General features: G+C 64.8%; 14 protein-coding genes and 1 tRNA gene. 7 read left to right on the forward strand and 8 right to left on the reverse strand.

Annotation, left to right across the window (positions count from 1 at the left end; all coding sequences use genetic code 11):
- Positions 1–5 precede the first annotated feature (5 nt).
- Positions 6–815: an undecaprenyl-diphosphate phosphatase gene (locus AC3YMN_RS06600; RefSeq protein WP_489889413.1), complete on the forward strand. Its 810-nt coding sequence runs from the start codon at positions 6–8 to the stop codon at positions 813–815.
- 14 nt (positions 816–829) lie between these two features.
- On the opposite strand, the gene AC3YMN_RS06605 is transcribed toward AC3YMN_RS06600, so the two are convergent.
- The 4 genes from AC3YMN_RS06605 to AC3YMN_RS06620 all read right to left on the reverse strand — a co-directional run bounded on the left by AC3YMN_RS06605 (position 830) and on the right by AC3YMN_RS06620 (position 6324).
- A complete protein-coding gene (locus tag AC3YMN_RS06605) occupies positions 830–1456 on the reverse strand; it encodes a LolA family protein (protein ID WP_172121793.1) in 627 nt (208 codons plus the stop codon).
- A 101-nt stretch (positions 1457–1557) separates the two neighbouring features.
- Positions 1558–4296 (reverse strand): FtsK/SpoIIIE family DNA translocase, encoded by a 2739-nt coding sequence (locus AC3YMN_RS06610; protein WP_489889414.1) that lies wholly within the window; start codon positions 4294–4296, stop codon positions 1558–1560.
- Between the two features lie 322 nt (positions 4297–4618).
- Positions 4619–5962 carry an ammonium transporter gene (locus AC3YMN_RS06615; RefSeq protein WP_172121792.1) on the reverse strand — a complete coding sequence of 448 codons (1344 nt, stop codon included), beginning with the start codon at positions 5960–5962 and terminating at the stop codon, positions 4619–4621.
- 23 nt (positions 5963–5985) lie between these two features.
- Positions 5986–6324: a P-II family nitrogen regulator gene (locus tag AC3YMN_RS06620; RefSeq protein ID WP_127755093.1), complete on the reverse strand. Its 339-nt coding sequence runs from the start codon at positions 6322–6324 to the stop codon at positions 5986–5988.
- 264 nt (positions 6325–6588) lie between these two features.
- Here AC3YMN_RS06620 and AC3YMN_RS06625 point away from each other — a divergent pair, with 264 nt between their 5' ends.
- Positions 6589–7809 carry an FAD-dependent monooxygenase gene (locus AC3YMN_RS06625; protein WP_489889415.1) on the forward strand — a complete coding sequence of 407 codons (1221 nt, stop codon included), beginning with the start codon at positions 6589–6591 and terminating at the stop codon, positions 7807–7809.
- Here the strand turns inward: AC3YMN_RS06625 and AC3YMN_RS06630 are convergent.
- From AC3YMN_RS06630 to AC3YMN_RS06640, 3 genes are read right to left on the reverse strand one after another with little or no spacing between them, the layout of a single operon-like run.
- On the reverse strand, positions 7806–8042 hold the full coding sequence (locus AC3YMN_RS06630) for a Trm112 family protein (RefSeq protein ID WP_489889416.1): 237 nt from the start codon (positions 8040–8042) through the stop codon (positions 7806–7808). The two genes, AC3YMN_RS06625 and AC3YMN_RS06630, sit on opposite strands and share 4 nt — an antisense overlap.
- Positions 8039–8710, reverse strand: coding sequence for an LON peptidase substrate-binding domain-containing protein (locus AC3YMN_RS06635; protein WP_489889417.1), 672 nt, complete (start codon positions 8708–8710; stop codon positions 8039–8041). Before AC3YMN_RS06635 ends, AC3YMN_RS06630 begins: the two co-directional genes overlap by 4 nt.
- 17 nt (positions 8711–8727) lie before the next feature.
- Positions 8728–9675 (reverse strand): tetratricopeptide repeat protein, encoded by a 948-nt coding sequence (locus tag AC3YMN_RS06640; RefSeq protein WP_489889418.1) that lies wholly within the window; start codon positions 9673–9675, stop codon positions 8728–8730.
- Positions 9676–9875: 200 nt separating this feature from the next.
- Between AC3YMN_RS06640 and AC3YMN_RS06645 the strand changes: the two genes are divergently transcribed.
- The 3 genes from AC3YMN_RS06645 (at position 9876) to AC3YMN_RS06655 (ending at position 10929) form a co-directional block, all read left to right on the forward strand.
- Positions 9876–9950 (forward strand) — tRNA-Gly (locus AC3YMN_RS06645).
- 205 nt (positions 9951–10155) lie between these two features.
- Positions 10156–10356 (forward strand): hypothetical protein, encoded by a 201-nt coding sequence (locus AC3YMN_RS06650; RefSeq protein WP_127755089.1) that lies wholly within the window; start codon positions 10156–10158, stop codon positions 10354–10356.
- Positions 10357–10506: 150 nt separating this feature from the next.
- The gene (locus AC3YMN_RS06655) at positions 10507–10929 is read left to right on the forward strand and encodes a DUF4260 domain-containing protein (RefSeq protein WP_489889419.1); all 423 of its coding nucleotides are present in this window, start codon (positions 10507–10509) and stop codon (positions 10927–10929) included.
- Here the strand turns inward: AC3YMN_RS06655 and AC3YMN_RS06660 are convergent.
- The gene (locus AC3YMN_RS06660) at positions 10926–11996 is read right to left on the reverse strand and encodes a LysR family transcriptional regulator (protein ID WP_489889420.1); all 1071 of its coding nucleotides are present in this window, start codon (positions 11994–11996) and stop codon (positions 10926–10928) included. The genes AC3YMN_RS06655 and AC3YMN_RS06660 overlap by 4 nt on opposite strands.
- A 242-nt stretch (positions 11997–12238) precedes the next feature.
- Here AC3YMN_RS06660 and AC3YMN_RS06665 point away from each other — a divergent pair, with 242 nt between their 5' ends.
- Positions 12239–13114 (forward strand): ABC transporter permease, encoded by an 876-nt coding sequence (locus AC3YMN_RS06665; RefSeq protein ID WP_127755086.1) that lies wholly within the window; start codon positions 12239–12241, stop codon positions 13112–13114.
- Entirely contained in the window at positions 13111–13956 is an 846-nt protein-coding gene (locus tag AC3YMN_RS06670; RefSeq protein ID WP_489889421.1) for an ABC transporter ATP-binding protein, read from the forward strand. The genes AC3YMN_RS06665 and AC3YMN_RS06670 overlap by 4 nt, the downstream gene beginning before the upstream one ends.
- The last annotated feature ends 111 nt before the right edge of the window (positions 13957–14067 follow it).

The raw sequence follows: 14067 nt of genomic DNA on the forward strand, positions 1-14067 counted from the left end.
ATCAGATGAACGCCGATCAAGGTCTTTTTGTGCCGCTGATCCTGGGAATACTCGAAGGGCTTACCGAATTCCTGCCGGTTAGCTCCACCGGGCACCTGCTCCTGGCCGGTCACTTCTTCGGTTTGAGCCAGCCCGCCACCTTTATCGTGCTGATCCAGCTGGGCGCAATCCTTGCTGTTATCACCGTGTATTTTGCCAAGCTGGGGCTGCTGATCCGCGATGCGCTGACCGGCAAGGCCTATGCCTGGCACTTTGCCGTCACCGTTATCCTCGCCTGTCTGCCGGCCGTGGTTGCCGGCGTCTTGCTGCGCGATTTCATCCAGGGGGATCTGTGGGACTCGGCGCAGCTGATCTGCTGGACCCTCCTGGTCGGCGGGATCGTTCTCCTCATCGTCGACCGGCTGCCGCTCCAGCCCAAATATGACGATATTTACCAGTTCCCCTGGCATCTGGCGGTAATTGTCGGCCTGTTCCAGATGCTCAGCCTCGTGCCCGGCGTTTCGCGCTCGGGCTCGACCGTGGTGGGGGGCATGCTGTTTGGCGCCAGCAAGCGCGCGGCGGCCGAGTTCACCTTTTTCATCGCCCTGCCCATCATGGTGGGAGCCTTCGGCTATGATCTCTACAAGAGCCGCGATCTGATCGATGCGTCCATCGCGCTCAATGTTGCAATCGGCTTTGCCGCCGCCTTCGTCGTGGGAGCGCTCGTCGTGCGGTACCTCCTCACCTTTGTCAGCCGCTATGGCTTTGCGCCCTTTGCCTGGTGGCGCATCCTGGTGGGCGGCGCGGGGCTCATTGCGCTTTTGGTCATGCGCTAGGCCCCGCCCGAAGATTATTTCGGCTGCGCGGCCGAATAGGTCGATGGAATGGAGAAATAGGCGCGCGGGATCTCGACGTTCTTTTCCACGTCATAGAGCGAAAAGGTCAGCTCCGCCCCGCTGGGCTCGACGAGGCTCCACTGGCTCAGATCCAGCGTCGAGGTGTCAAAGATCAGCGAGACCTGCACCGTGCCCGCCACGGTCTCGTCGATCACCGTGATCGACATATAGCCATCCGAGGTCGTCACATCGACCACATTGGCATTGAGCAGGTCGATCTTGTCGCCCAAAAACTGGCGCAGCGGGATCGTGTCCTGGGGATAGGCGTAATAGGTCTCTTCCTTGCGGTTGAGCACGTAAAAGCCCCGCCCCACCGAAACGATCTCTTCGCGGCTGGGGGGATTGTAGCGGAAGCGCACCTTGTCGGGGCGCTCAAGGAAGAACGTGCCTTCGCTGCGCCCGCCATTGGTGTCGATCTGCAGGAACCGGCCCGCCATGGAGCGGATTGCCGAATTATGGGCGCCGATATCGGCGATCAACTGCTGCTCTTCGGCCGAAAGGGCCCGGTCCAGCGCCAGGCTGGGCAGCGTGGTGGCGAGAACGGCCGAAAGGCCAAGCAGCAGAGCGTCGCGGCGTAACATGGAGGAGTTCCCTGGGGCTTTGGTGTTCGAAATCAGCCTAGACAGCAATTGCGGCAGGAGCGGGAAGGTTCCCCGCGTCCTGCCGCTGCCTGACCAAAGCCTTAATAGCCGTCAGCGTTGTTGCCGACGAGGATTTCGCGCTTGCCGGCATGGTTGGCCTGCGAGATCACCCCTTCGCGCTCCATGCGCTCAATCAGGGTCGCCGCCTTGTTGTAGCCGATGGCCAAGCGCCGCTGCACATAGGAGGTCGAGGCCTTCTTGTCGGTGAGCACGATCTGGACGGCCTTGTCATAAAGCTCGTCGCCCGAGCCGCCGCTGTCATCGGCACCGCCGAAATCGGCGGCCGAGCCACCATCCTCGTCTTCATCGGCGGTGATGGAGTCGAGATAATCGGGCGCACCCTGCGCCTTGAGGTGCTTGACCACCGCCTCGACTTCGGAGTCCGCCACAAAGGGGCCGTGCAGGCGCTTGGTGCGGCCGCCCGACGCCATGTAAAGCATGTCGCCATTGCCCAGCAGTTGCTCGGCGCCCTGCTCGCCCAGAATGGTACGGGAGTCGATTTTCGACGTCACCATGAACGAGATACGGGTGGGGAAGTTGGCCTTGATCGTGCCAGTGATCACGTCCACCGACGGGCGCTGGGTGGCGGTGATGATGTGGATGCCCGCGGCACGCGCCATCTGGGCGAGGCGCTGGATGGCGCCTTCGATGTCCTTGCCCGCCACCATCATCAGGTCAGCCATTTCGTCGACGATGACGACGATATAGGGCAAGGGCTCGAGATCGAACTCTTCGCTTTCAAAGATCGCCTCGCCGGTTTCGCGATCAAAACCGGTCTGGACGGTGCGGGTGATCACTTCGCCGCGCGCCTTGGATTCGGTGACGCGCTGGTTGAAGCCATCGATATTGCGCACGCCGATCTTGCTCATCTTGCGATAGCGATCTTCCATCTCGCGCACCGCCCATTTGAGCGCCACCACCGCCTTGTTGGGGTCGGTGACCACGGGGGTCAGCAGATGGGGAATGCCGTCATAGATGCTCAGTTCGAGCATCTTGGGATCGATCATGATCATGCGGCACTGCTCGGGCGTCATCTGGTAAAGCAGCGACAGGATGAAGGTGTTGATACCCACCGATTTACCCGAACCGGTGGTGCCGGCGATCAGCAGGTGGGGCATGCGCGCGAGATCGGCGATCACCGGCTCGCCGCCAATGGTCTTGCCCAGGCAAATGGGCAGCTTGCCCTTCATCTTCTCGAAGTCCGAGGAAGCCAGCATTTCGCGGAAGTAAACGGTTTCGCGCATCTGGTTGGGCAACTCGATGCCGATGGCATTGCGGCCCGGCACCACGGCAACGCGGGCGGAGATCGCCGACATGGAACGGGCGATGTCGTCGGCCAGCGAGATCACGCGGCTCGACTTGATGCCGGGCGCGGGCTCGAGCTCGAACAAGGTGACGACGGGACCCGGACGCACATTGATGATGTCGCCCTTGACGCCGAAGTCTTCCAGCACGCCTTCAAGCTGGCGCGCCATTTCCTCGAGCCGCTCGGGGGCATGCTCGGGCGAAGGGCCCTTGTGCTTGGGTTCGGCCAGAAGGCTCAGCGGCGGCAGCTCAAACGCGCCGGGCTCGTCGAGGAACGAGGGCTGGGCCTCGCGCGCGACACGGGTGCCCTGCACCGGGGCAGGCGCTGGCGCCGCGACGCGGGGTGCCGCGGGATTGACCGGATGGAAGCGGGAATCGCCCTGCTGGCGGTGATTGACCACGGCGGGGGCCGCGGGCTCGGGCACAAAGGGGATGTCGTCGTCTTCGGCATCATCGGGATAATCGAGCTCGGTTTCGTCATAGCTCGGGCGGGCATTGATGCGCGCGGACACCGGCGCTTCGGGCGCAAAGCTCGGCTCAGGCATGGTGCGCGAATGGATGCGGCGCGGCTCGGCCACAACAGCGGGCTCGAGGCGCTCCAACTGGGGCGCGCCACGACCATCCAGGCTGGGCTCGAATTCGTCATCGCGATAGGGCGCGTTGTCGGCAGCGCGTTTTTCGGCGTGGCTGGCGCGGGCGCGGCGGAAGGCGGTGCGCAGGGAATAGCCCAAATGCACCATGGCGCCGAGCGCCACGTCCACCAGCGGATTGGTTTCGCGTTCCTCGTCAGGGTCACGGGCGTCGCGCGGCTCGGGCTCGGCCCGGCCACCGGCCTTGGCCGGCTTGCCCGGGGCCGTTGAACGGGCGGTACCCAACCCCATGCCGATCCAAAAAAGGGCAATCGCGGGAGCCGCGAGAATGACGGCAAACAGCGCGGCCGTGAGCGGCTGCGGCTGGGCGCCACCGACGAGGGTCGCGAGCACGGTAAAGCCGGTGCCGACAATGCCGCCAAGCCCGGTCGGCAGGGGCCAGGTGGCGGGCATGGGCACAAAGGCGAGCACGCCGGCCACAAGAATGGTCGCCCCGATCCAGCTGGTGGCGCGTAGGCCAAAGCGGGTGGGCAGGCGGCGGCGCGACATGGCCCAGAACCACAGAGCCGGCGGCACCAGCAGCACGGGCCCGGCCAGGCCCAGCATCTGAAACAGCGTATCGGCAATCACCGCACCGGGAAAACCCAGCCAATTGGCGGCGGGCTTGGTCGTGGCATAGGTGAAGCTTGGGTCATCCACCGACCAGGAGGCCATGGCGACAAGGCACACCGCTACCAAAACCAGGCCCAGCAATCCCACAAGGCGCACCGGGATGCGAATGGCAATGGCGCTCACGGCAGCAGGCGCTGGCTTGGCTGCGGCCCGGGTGCCGCGTTGTGGCACCGAGCGAATCTCGTCGAGCATTGGCGTGGGGTGTGATGGCATGGGGCACTATGGTTTAGGTGGCGCCCGGGAGAATCCAGGCCGCATGCCGCCGATGCTAGAGCCGTGTGGTTAATCGCAGGCTAACCATCCCCACTGCGGCAAGAAAAAGGGCCCGTTGCAGGCAACGGGCCCAGGCAGAGTGCCGCGAACAGCGGGGGGAAGGCGGCACTAGGGAGGATTGATCGAGGAGTGCGGCTCATGCGGTTTGCGAGTGGGAAGCCTCTGGGCGGGCCAAGAGGAACACGAGCCGCACGCCACGATCAATGCAGGCGAAGAATGGGATCCGGGCGACGCGAGGGACGCCGCCCGGAAGGGAGGAATGCTAGTTGTAGGCGCGCTCGCCGTGGCTGGAGAGGTCCAGCCCGTCGACCTCGGCCGATTCGGGAACGCGGGCCCCACCGAAGATCGCCTTGACGATCATCATGGCCACAAAGGCTACGACGCCCGACCACAGGATGGCGACAACCACCGCCATGACCTGGGTGACCAGCTGGCCGCCCATGGCATAGCCCTCGGCGCCAAAGCCACCCAGGGCCGGATCGGCAACAACAGCGGTGCCGATGGCGCCGACAATGCCGCCGACGCCGTGAATGCCGAACACATCGAGGCTGTCGTCATATTTGAGCATGGGCTTGAGGGTCACAACCGCCCAGAGGCACACAAAGCCGGTCACCGCACCCAGAACGATTGAGCCAAAGGTGCCGGCAAAACCGGCAGCCGGGGTGATGGCAACAAGGCCCGCAACGGCACCCGACACAAAGCCCAGGGCCGAGGCATGGCCGCGGGTGATCTTTTCGCCCACAGCCCAGGCAATGCCGGCTGCGGCGGGAGCGGTGATGGTGTTGAGGAAGGCCTGGGCGGCAACGCCGTTGGCGCCGAGAGCCGAGCCGGCATTGAAGCCGAACCAGCCAACCCAGAGCAGGCAGGCGCCGATATAGGTGAAGACGAGGTTATGGGGCGCAATCGGCTCCTTCATATAGCCAAGGCGCGGCCCCAGCACGATGGCAGCCACGAGTGCGGCAACGCCCGAATTGATGTGCACGACGGTGCCGCCGGCAAAATCGAGCGCGCCCATCTGGAAAAAGAGGCCCGCGGCCGACCACACCATATGGGCGATCGGCAGATAGGCGAAGGTGAACCAGATCGCGAGGAAGGCCATCACCGCGCCGAACTTCATGCGCTCGGCAATGCCGCCCACGACAAGGGTCGCGGTGATGCAGGCAAAGGTGAGCTGGAACACCACAAAGATCAGCTCGGGAATGGTGCCCGAAACCGAGTCGGGGTTCACATTGGCGAGGAAGAAGTTGGAGAAATCGCCGATAAAGGCGGACAATCCGCCTTCGCTCGGCCCGGAAAAGGCCAGCGAATAACCATAAGCGACCCAGAGCAGCGCGATCATGGAAAACGCGCCGAACACCTGGGTGACGACCGACAGGATGTTCTTGGAGCGCACGAGGCCGCCATAAAACAGCGCCACGCCCGGAATGGTCATGAGGATGACCAGGAGGGTCGAAACGATCAACCAGGCCGTGTCACCGGTGTCGATCGTGGCAGCGGCCTCTTCAACGACTTCGACGGCGGGTGCCGCCGCATCCTGGGCGAAGGCCGGCAGGGCCAGCAGCAGGGAGGCAAGTGCGGCGCTCCCCAAGATCTTGGACGTCTTCATCTTCTTGTTTCTCCCGAGGACGCTTAAAGGGCAGAGGCGCCGGTTTCACCGGTGCGGATACGGGTGACGGCCAGCAGGTCGAGCACGAAAATCTTGCCGTCGCCGATGCGACCGGTCTGGGCGCTGTCGCGGATGGCCGCCGAAACGGCATCGGCAAGCGCATCGTCGACCGCAATCTCGACCTTGAGCTTGGGCAGGAAATGGACGGCATATTCGGTGCCGCGATAGATTTCCGAATGTCCCTTTTGGCGGCCATAACCCTTCACTTCGGTCACAGTCATGCCGTGAACATCGAGTGAATTGAGTGCCTGGCGAACCTCTTCGAGGCGGGATGGCTTGATAATAGCGATCACCAGTTTCATGCGAGCCCCTTTGCATCTTGCGCTGGTCTTGATGCCAAGCAAGACTCAAGTGCCGTGCCAACTCGATAGCTGCTCAGAAACAACAAACATTTCAAGCACTTGCCAGATCGTGCGTGAATTTCACCCGTATGCTTGAGCGCAAGTGCTCAATTAATGAGCAGGTCTGGAGCGTTTTGAGCAAATTTGCGGCGGCCTGGCGCGACCCTTGGCACTCTTGCGTTGAGGAGCCCGGCGCGTTCAATAGCCGCAATGGAGGCGTTCCCGATGAGCAAGGCTGAACAGTTCGATGTGGTGATCGTGGGCGGCGGACCGGCGGGCTTGACCCTGGCGCTGGCCCTGTCGCGCTTTGCCCGCGGCATCCGCATCGCCTTGGTGGATCGACGCCCACTCGAAGTGCCGCGCGATAATCGCGCTTCGGCCATTGCCGCGAGCGTTCGCCGCGCCTGGACGGCGCTCGGCATCTGGGCGCCCATGGCAGAGCAGGCCCAGGCGATCACCGCCATGCGCATCACCGATTCGGGTCCCGGCGATCTGTCCCGCCCCCTGTTCCTGAGCTTTGAAGGGGATGTGGCTCCGGGCGAGCCCTTTGCCCATATGGTGCCCAACCGGGTCAGCGGGCAGGCGCTGCTGGATGCGGTAGCGAGCAAGATTACCGTCGTGGCGCCGGCCAGTGTTGCCGGCCTGCAGACCAGCGCCAACTCGGCCGATCTGGTGCTCGCCGATGGGCGGATCTTGCGCACGCCGCTGGTGGTTGCGGCCGATGGTGCGCAATCAAGCCTGCGCCAGATGAGCGGGATCGGGGTTTTTTCCCATGATTACCGGCAGACCGGGCTCGTCACCACCATCACCCATGAACTCCCCCATGACGGGGTGGCGTATGAACATTTCCGTCCCGCCGGCCCCTTTGCCAGCCTGCCGTTGCCGGGCAACCGCTCGTCGCTCGTATGGACAGAAAAATCCGCAGACGCCCCGCGCTTCCTCGCCATGGGCAAGGACGAGTTGGCGCGCGAAATCGAGGCGGTGATGGGCTCGACCCTGGGGACCGTCGGTGTGGACGAGGATCTGATGGGCTTTCCCCTGCGCCTGCAGTTGGCCCGCCAATTTGTCGGCCCGCGCCTGGCGCTCGTGGGCGACGCCGCCCATGTGGTGCATCCCGTCGCGGGACAGGGCCTGAATCTCGGGCTCAAGGATGTGGCGGCGCTAGCCGAAGCGGTGGTCGAAGCGATGCGGCTCGGGCTTGATCATGGCAACCCGGCCGTGCTCGAGCGTTACCAGAGCTGGCGGCGGCTCGACACCACCGGCATGGCCCTTGTCACCGATGGCATGAACCGGCTCTTTTCGACGGACGCCCCGCCGGTGCGGGCGCTGCGCGATTTTGGCCTGGGGCTGGTGGATCGCGCCGGCCCGGTCAAGGCGATGATGATCCGCGGTGCCGCGGGCCTTTCGGCCCACGGGCCGCGCCTCCTCTCGGGCCTGCCGATCTAAGGCGCCGGCGGGCGCGTCAGCGCCTTGATCTCCTCGGGCTCGATGCTGCGCGCTTCATCCAGGGCGAGCAGCGGCACGCCCTTGCGAATGGGAAAGGCCAGGCGCGCGGCCACCGAAATCAGCTCGCTCTTGTCGGCGGACAGCGTCATGCGCGTCTTGGTCAGTGGGCACACCAGCAGTTCGAGCGTGCGGCGGTCCACCACATGCCGGGGATTGACCTCGGGAACACTCAATTGAGCGGGGGCGCCGAACCGCCGGCGCCACCGCGCGCGATCTCGTATTCGGTCATGGCGATCAAGGTTTCAGCGCGCTGCTCGAGCGTGGGGGCTTCCAGCAGCACCTGTTTTTCGGCCGCGCCATAGGGCGACACCATGCAGCAGAAATTAACGAGATCGGCGGTGCCGGTATTGTCGATTTCCTGCCAGTTGAGCTCGATATCGGCGAAATCGGCATAATCGCGCATCATCTTGAGGAAGCGCTCCCGATCGACCTCGCCTTCCCCCCATTGCCGGTTGAAGTCGGTGGCGAATTCCTCGGCCGCAATCGTGCACTGGCGATAAGGCGTCATCACCGTCAGCTCATGGACCAGCCGGAACCTGGTGATGCCTTCCAGGATGATGAAGTAACGCCCTTCCCCGCTTTCCTCGAAATGGGTGATTCGCCCCAGGCACCCGATCGATTGCAGCGGGCTGCGACCCTTGGGGCTTTCTTCCTCGCTGTCCTCGGGCTGGATGAGGCCGATCAGGCGGTCGCCGCGCAGGGCCGCGTCCACCATGTCGAGATAGCGCGGCTCGAACACATTGAGTGGCCGGTGCGAAAAGGGCAGCAGCAGCGCGCCGCTGAGGGGAAACAGCGGCACGCTTTTGGGCAGGTCGGCGGGAGAAGCGGGGCGCTTGAGCACGAGTGCTTTCCTTTGCGTTACGAAAACAGCGCCGCCGAGAGCAGACGGCGGCCCTTGACGGTGGCGGGATCCTTGGGACCCCAGGCTTCAAAGAATTCGAGCAGCTTTTTGCGCGCGCCGTCCTCGTTCCAGCTGCGGTCGCGCCGGAGCAGCGTTACCAGCGCCTCGGCCGCTTCAAGGCGCCGCCCCTCGGCATTGAGCACGACGGCGAGATCGAATCGGGCTTGGTGGTTGTCCGGATCGGCAGCGATCGCCGCTTCCAGCGTCGCCGTTTCCGAGAGTTCGGCCGCTTCGGCCAGGAGGCGCAGCGAATTGGCGAGCGCCGTATAGGCCTCGCCCGTCCGCCCTTCCTCGGGCACCATGTCGAGGGTGGCGCGGGCCTGGTCGGGCTCGCCCGCTGCCAGATATACCCGTGCCAGGCCAATCAGCGCGGGGGCATTGTCGGGCGCGTGCTGCACCACCATACCAAAGATCTGCGCGGCGCGCGGCAGGTCGCCCGCTCCAAGCGCCTCTTCGGCGGCAGCGACCGCCTCGGCGATCTGGGCTTCCATCGAATCGGGGGCGGGACCGGGCGCCGGGGCCGCGGCAATCACCCGATCGGCAAAGCGGCGCACTTCGCTTTCAGGCATCGCGCCCATGAAGCCGTCCACCGGACGACCGCCGGCAAAGGCAAACACCGCCGGGATGGACTGCACGCCCAATTGCCCGGCAATGGCGGGATGCTCGTCGATATTGATCTTGACCAGCCGGATCTTGCCGGCCTTTTCATTGACCACTTTTTCGAGCGCCGGGGTCAGCTGGCGACAGGGGCCACACCAGGGCGCCCAGAAATCCACCAGCACGGGCGCATCGAGCGAAGCATCGATCACATCGGCCTTGAACGCGGCGTCGCTGGAATTCTTGACCAGCGCTCCATTGGGAGGGGCGGGCTGGCTGGCGGGGGAAGCGGTGAACGGCTGGGACATGGGAGCAAGCCTTCGGGTGCGGCAAAAAAGCAGATTGGTGTCTTCATGCCCCCGCAAACCGGCTTCTGACAAGTGTGGCGGGATCTCCCCGGACACGAACTTGGCAACAAGGCCCATTTTTGCGGTTGCAAAGCGGAATGCGATTAGGCATATAGGCCGCCGTCGACCCGATGCCAAGGCAGCGTGGATGACAACGGAGCGCGGGTGTAGCTCAGGGGTAGAGCATAACCTTGCCAAGGTTAGGGTCGTGGGTTCGAATCCCATCGCCCGCTCCAATTCTCAAGGCCGGCAAGCCTTGAGAAACAAAGGGTCCTTCGGGACCCTTTTTGTTTTCCGGGTTTGGCGCCGCGTGGGTCTGCGACCGCGAGCCGAATCAGCGTTCCTTCAATCATATTCCTCCCCGACAGTGCGTTAGAACCCGTCGCACCTTTTGCCCGGTTGCGGCGTTGATGCACGAACCGTCGAAAACAGGAGAGCGAATTGCCCGATTATCAACTCACCACGAGCGATGGCACCAAGATCGGCTTCACCGATGAGCGCGAGCTCGATGACATCATCGAGGAAGTGCTCGGCGAAGGCTATCTGCGCATCAGCGGCGAACGCACGCTGGTCAGTGACGGCACGCGGATCGAGGGCGACTTTGTGGCCTTTGAAAGCCATATTCTGAGCATCTCGACCTAAGGCTCAAACCAATTTCCGGCGGGCCGGGCGCAGTGCTCGACCCGCCCTACAGGCGCCCAAAACGGTCTTGGCCGGCGCCGCTTGAGCCCAGTCGCCAGCCCCCTCCCCGCCGCGCTAGACTATCGCGCAAGGCAGCAGCGAGGGGCAGCAATGGACCAGGGCAAATCTTCACCAATTGGCACGGCGACGGGTGGAGTGCGCAGCGTGCTGCGCCTGGAAGCGCTGGCGGTGCTCGCTGGGGCGACCGCCGTTTATTTCGCCAGCGGCGGCAATCCCTGGCTGTTCGTGCTGCTGTTCTTTGTGCCCGATCTGAGCTTTGCCGGCTATGCCCTCAATGCCAGGGCCGGCGCCGCCGTATACAACACCGCCCACAGCTATGTGCTCGCGGCAGTCCTTGGCGGCCTTGGCTGGGCGCTTGGTGTCGAGTTCATCTGGCAATTTGCCTTGATCCTTGCCGCCCATATCGGTTTTGACCGCGCCCTTGGCTATGGGCTCAAATATGGCTCGGCCTTCAACCACACCCATCTGGGCGCGATCGGCAAGGCCAAGGCGAGCACCGCCAGTGAAGCCTAGAACTCCTCGGCCCTATCCAGCGCCAGCCACGGCGGCGTTGCGGCGATAGGGGGAGCGACATAGCCAGCCGCGCTCGCCTGCAGCGCTTCCAGCATTGCCGCATAAGGCTCGACCCGCCGGTATTGGGAAGGCACCAGCGCCACGATGCGCCGGGGCGGCGCCTGCACCCGATACAGCGTCACATCGCTCGGCACGCCATCGGGCCCCGCACAGGCCAGCGCCGGCGCCAGGCACACCCCGGCCCCCGCCCGCACCAGTCCGATCGCGGTTTCAAACGAGCGGCACTGCGCCACGACCCGGTGCTCGGGCAGGAGGCGCGCATACCAATCGGCTACCCGGCTCGCGTGGCGGCTGCCAAAGCTGAACTGGATGGCCCGGTTGAGCAGCCGCCACCCCTCGGCTGGCAAGTGGGCCTGCGGATCGCTCACTCCGTCGAGCTCGAGCCCCTTGGGCACGACCAGCACATAGGGGTCTTCGAGCAGCGGCACCTGCACAAAGCCCACGCCGGCCTGCGCCACCGAATTGGCGGCCAAAAGCCCGATCGTCACCCGCCGGCTATACAGCAGGTCAAGGATCTCGCCGGGTGCACTTTCCAGCAGGTCGAATTCGAGTTCGGGAAACTGCCCCTGCAGCGCCCCGATCGCGCGGGGCAGCACCACGCGGAGCACCGAATTGATCCCCGCCAGCCGCAGCGTCAGCCGCTGCCCGGCCCCGAACTGGCCCAGCCCGTCCTCGAGTTCGGTGATCGAGCGCAGCACCTGTTCGGCCTTGGGCAACAGATATTGCCCGGCCTCGGTCAGCTCCATCTCGTTGGAGCGGCGGTGAAACAATAGCGTGCCGACATTGGCCTCGAGCTTGGCCAATTGCTGGGACAGCGACGGCTGGGTCAGCCCTAATTGCTTGGCCGCATTGGTGAGGGTCGTCGAGCGGGCCACCGCCCAGAAAATGCGTAGCTGGTGGAGGGTCAGATCCCCGGTACGCGGCTGCGCCGAACTCGTGGTCCGCGCGCGACCCCGCGCCTTCCCCCCAGTCCTGGCTCCCGGCTTTATCGCCTGCTTGTCATCCATTCCGGATCAAACTTTCTTTTGGCCCGGTCCCCTGGCACCAGGGGCCCAGATCTAGCCCAAACCCGCCCCCGCCGCACGGGCAAAGCGCCGCGGGGCGCCCGGTCCCCTCGTCCAGTGCGGCTTGAATAGTTCAACCGCTTGGTCCAACTATCGCCAGCAGCGGCCATCCGGACCGCGGTCTGCCCGCTCTGAATTGCATCGGGTGCCTAAGCCTTGTGCAGCCTAAAGAGGGGGATAGCGGTATGATTGGAGAAGGGCAACCGCCACAGCCGCCGGCCCGCTCAACCGCGCCCGCCCCATCATCGAGCCTCTCGAGCACCGCCCTTGCCAGCCGCGCGCAAACGCGCCGCCGGCGCACCAGCACGCTGGTGCTCGCGATCCAGATCGGCCTCGTGCTCCTCCTGATCCTTGGCATGTTCGCGCTCAATGCCAGCGCGGGCAATCTGATCATGCCCAAGCCCACCGACATTCTCGATGAAAGCATCAAGCTCTGGTCCGACGGCACCATGCTGCGCGCCTTGGGCGAATCGCTGACCGTGATCGGGCTGGGGTTCCTCCTTTCGGCCAGCACCGGCATTCTGCTCGGCATTGTGCTCGGGGGCTTTCCCCTCGTCGGGCGCATTCTCGACCCGTTCGTTAATGCGATGAACTCGACCCCCGGCGCCGCCTTTATCCCGCTGATCATTGTCTGGTTCGGGCTTTATACCGAAGCCAAGATCGTCGTCGTTTGGAACGCGGCGCTGTTTCCCATTCTCATCAACACCGCTGCCGGCATCGCCAATGCCGACAAGGACCTTGTGGAAATGGCGCGCGCCTTTGGCGCCAAGCGCCTCACCCTCTTTTGGCGCGTCATGGTGCCCGATGCCCTGCCCTCGATCCTGAGTGGCTTGCGGATCGGCGCCGCGATCAGCACCGTCGGCACTGTCATCGCCGAGCTCACCATGGCCCAGTCAGGTCTTGGGGGGCTCTTGGCCGCTGCCGGCAATCGCTTCCAGATGGATCGCTATTTTGCCGTGGTCATCGTCCTCATGGCCCTGGGCACCGCTCTCACCGCCCTCCTGCGCTGGGCCGAACGGCGCTTCGGGCGCTGGCGCGTGGCGCAAAGGAACGCCCAATGACCCAAGCCCCCACACCCACCCCCCTGATCTCGCTGCGCGGTGTCGGCAAGAGCTTTCGCGACGGGCAGATCCGCGCGATCGAGAATATCTCGCTCGATATCGCCCCGGGCGAGTTTGTCAGCCTCGTCGGCCCCAGCGGCTGCGGCAAGACCACGCTGCTGCGCATCATCAATGGCCTTACCCAGGCCGATGAGGGAGAGGTCAGCGTGCTTGGTGCCCCGCCCGAGCCGGGGCCGGACCTGGCCATGGTGTTTCAGTCCGCCCGCCTCCTCCCCTGGCTGTCGGTGGCCGGCAATATCGAATTTGTGCTCTCGCTGCGGGGCATGAGCCGGCGCGAGCGGGCGCAGCGCGCCTCGGCCCTGCTCGGCGCCGTCGGACTGCGCGATTTTGCCGGCGCCTTTCCCCATGAGCTCTCGGGCGGCATGCAGCAGCGTGTGGGCCTGGCCCGCGCGCTTGCCGTAGAGCCCAAAGTGCTGCTGATGGACGAGCCCTTTGCCGCCCTCGATGCCATGACGCGCGAAGTGCTGCGGCGCGAGCTTTGGCAGATGTGGTCGCGGCGCGGCATTGCCATCGTTTTCGTCACCCACGACATCGATGAAGCGATCCTCTTGTCGCAGCGCATCGTGCTCCTGCGCCCGCGCCCCGGCCGGGTCGACGAGATCGTTGATGTGCGCTTGCCCGAGGCGCGCTGGGATACCGATCCGCGCACCCTCCCCCAGTTCGCCGAAATGCGCGCGCATCTCTGGGGCCGCATTCACGACATGGTGCGCGATGGCGCCCAACTCGAGGAACTGGCCGGCGCCTTTCCCCTCGACGATCCGGCGCCCGCCGCCGGCGGATAGGAATTTCCTATAGGTCTCATAGAGTGTTAGCGCGCCCCCATCGGTGATCTAAGGGGGTGGGCAACCTCCCGGTTTTTCCGCGCGCGCCCGCGCGCCAAGTGGGGGTGCCAA

The organism is Devosia sp. Z11_6, from assembly GCF_058133665.1.

What these genes read in the sequence shown, in the direction of transcription:
- AC3YMN_RS06600 (WP_489889413.1), top strand. Translation starts at nt 6, where the DNA reads ATGAACGCCGATCAAGGTCTTTTTGTGCCGCTGATCCTGGGAATACTC.
- AC3YMN_RS06605 (WP_172121793.1), bottom strand. Translation starts at nt 1,456, where the DNA reads ATGTTACGCCGCGACGCTCTGCTGCTTGGCCTTTCGGCCGTTCTCGCC.
- AC3YMN_RS06610 (WP_489889414.1), bottom strand. Translation starts at nt 4,296, where the DNA reads ATGCCATCACACCCCACGCCAATGCTCGACGAGATTCGCTCGGTGCCA.
- AC3YMN_RS06615 (WP_172121792.1), bottom strand. Translation starts at nt 5,962, where the DNA reads ATGAAGACGTCCAAGATCTTGGGGAGCGCCGCACTTGCCTCCCTGCTG.
- AC3YMN_RS06620 (WP_127755093.1), bottom strand. Translation starts at nt 6,324, where the DNA reads ATGAAACTGGTGATCGCTATTATCAAGCCATCCCGCCTCGAAGAGGTT.
- AC3YMN_RS06625 (WP_489889415.1), top strand. Translation starts at nt 6,589, where the DNA reads ATGAGCAAGGCTGAACAGTTCGATGTGGTGATCGTGGGCGGCGGACCG.
- AC3YMN_RS06640 (WP_489889418.1), bottom strand. Translation starts at nt 9,675, where the DNA reads ATGTCCCAGCCGTTCACCGCTTCCCCCGCCAGCCAGCCCGCCCCTCCC.
- AC3YMN_RS06655 (WP_489889419.1), top strand. Translation starts at nt 10,507, where the DNA reads ATGGACCAGGGCAAATCTTCACCAATTGGCACGGCGACGGGTGGAGTG.
- AC3YMN_RS06660 (WP_489889420.1), bottom strand. Translation starts at nt 11,996, where the DNA reads ATGGATGACAAGCAGGCGATAAAGCCGGGAGCCAGGACTGGGGGGAAG.
- AC3YMN_RS06665 (WP_127755086.1), top strand. Translation starts at nt 12,239, where the DNA reads ATGATTGGAGAAGGGCAACCGCCACAGCCGCCGGCCCGCTCAACCGCG.
- AC3YMN_RS06670 (WP_489889421.1), top strand. Translation starts at nt 13,111, where the DNA reads ATGACCCAAGCCCCCACACCCACCCCCCTGATCTCGCTGCGCGGTGTC.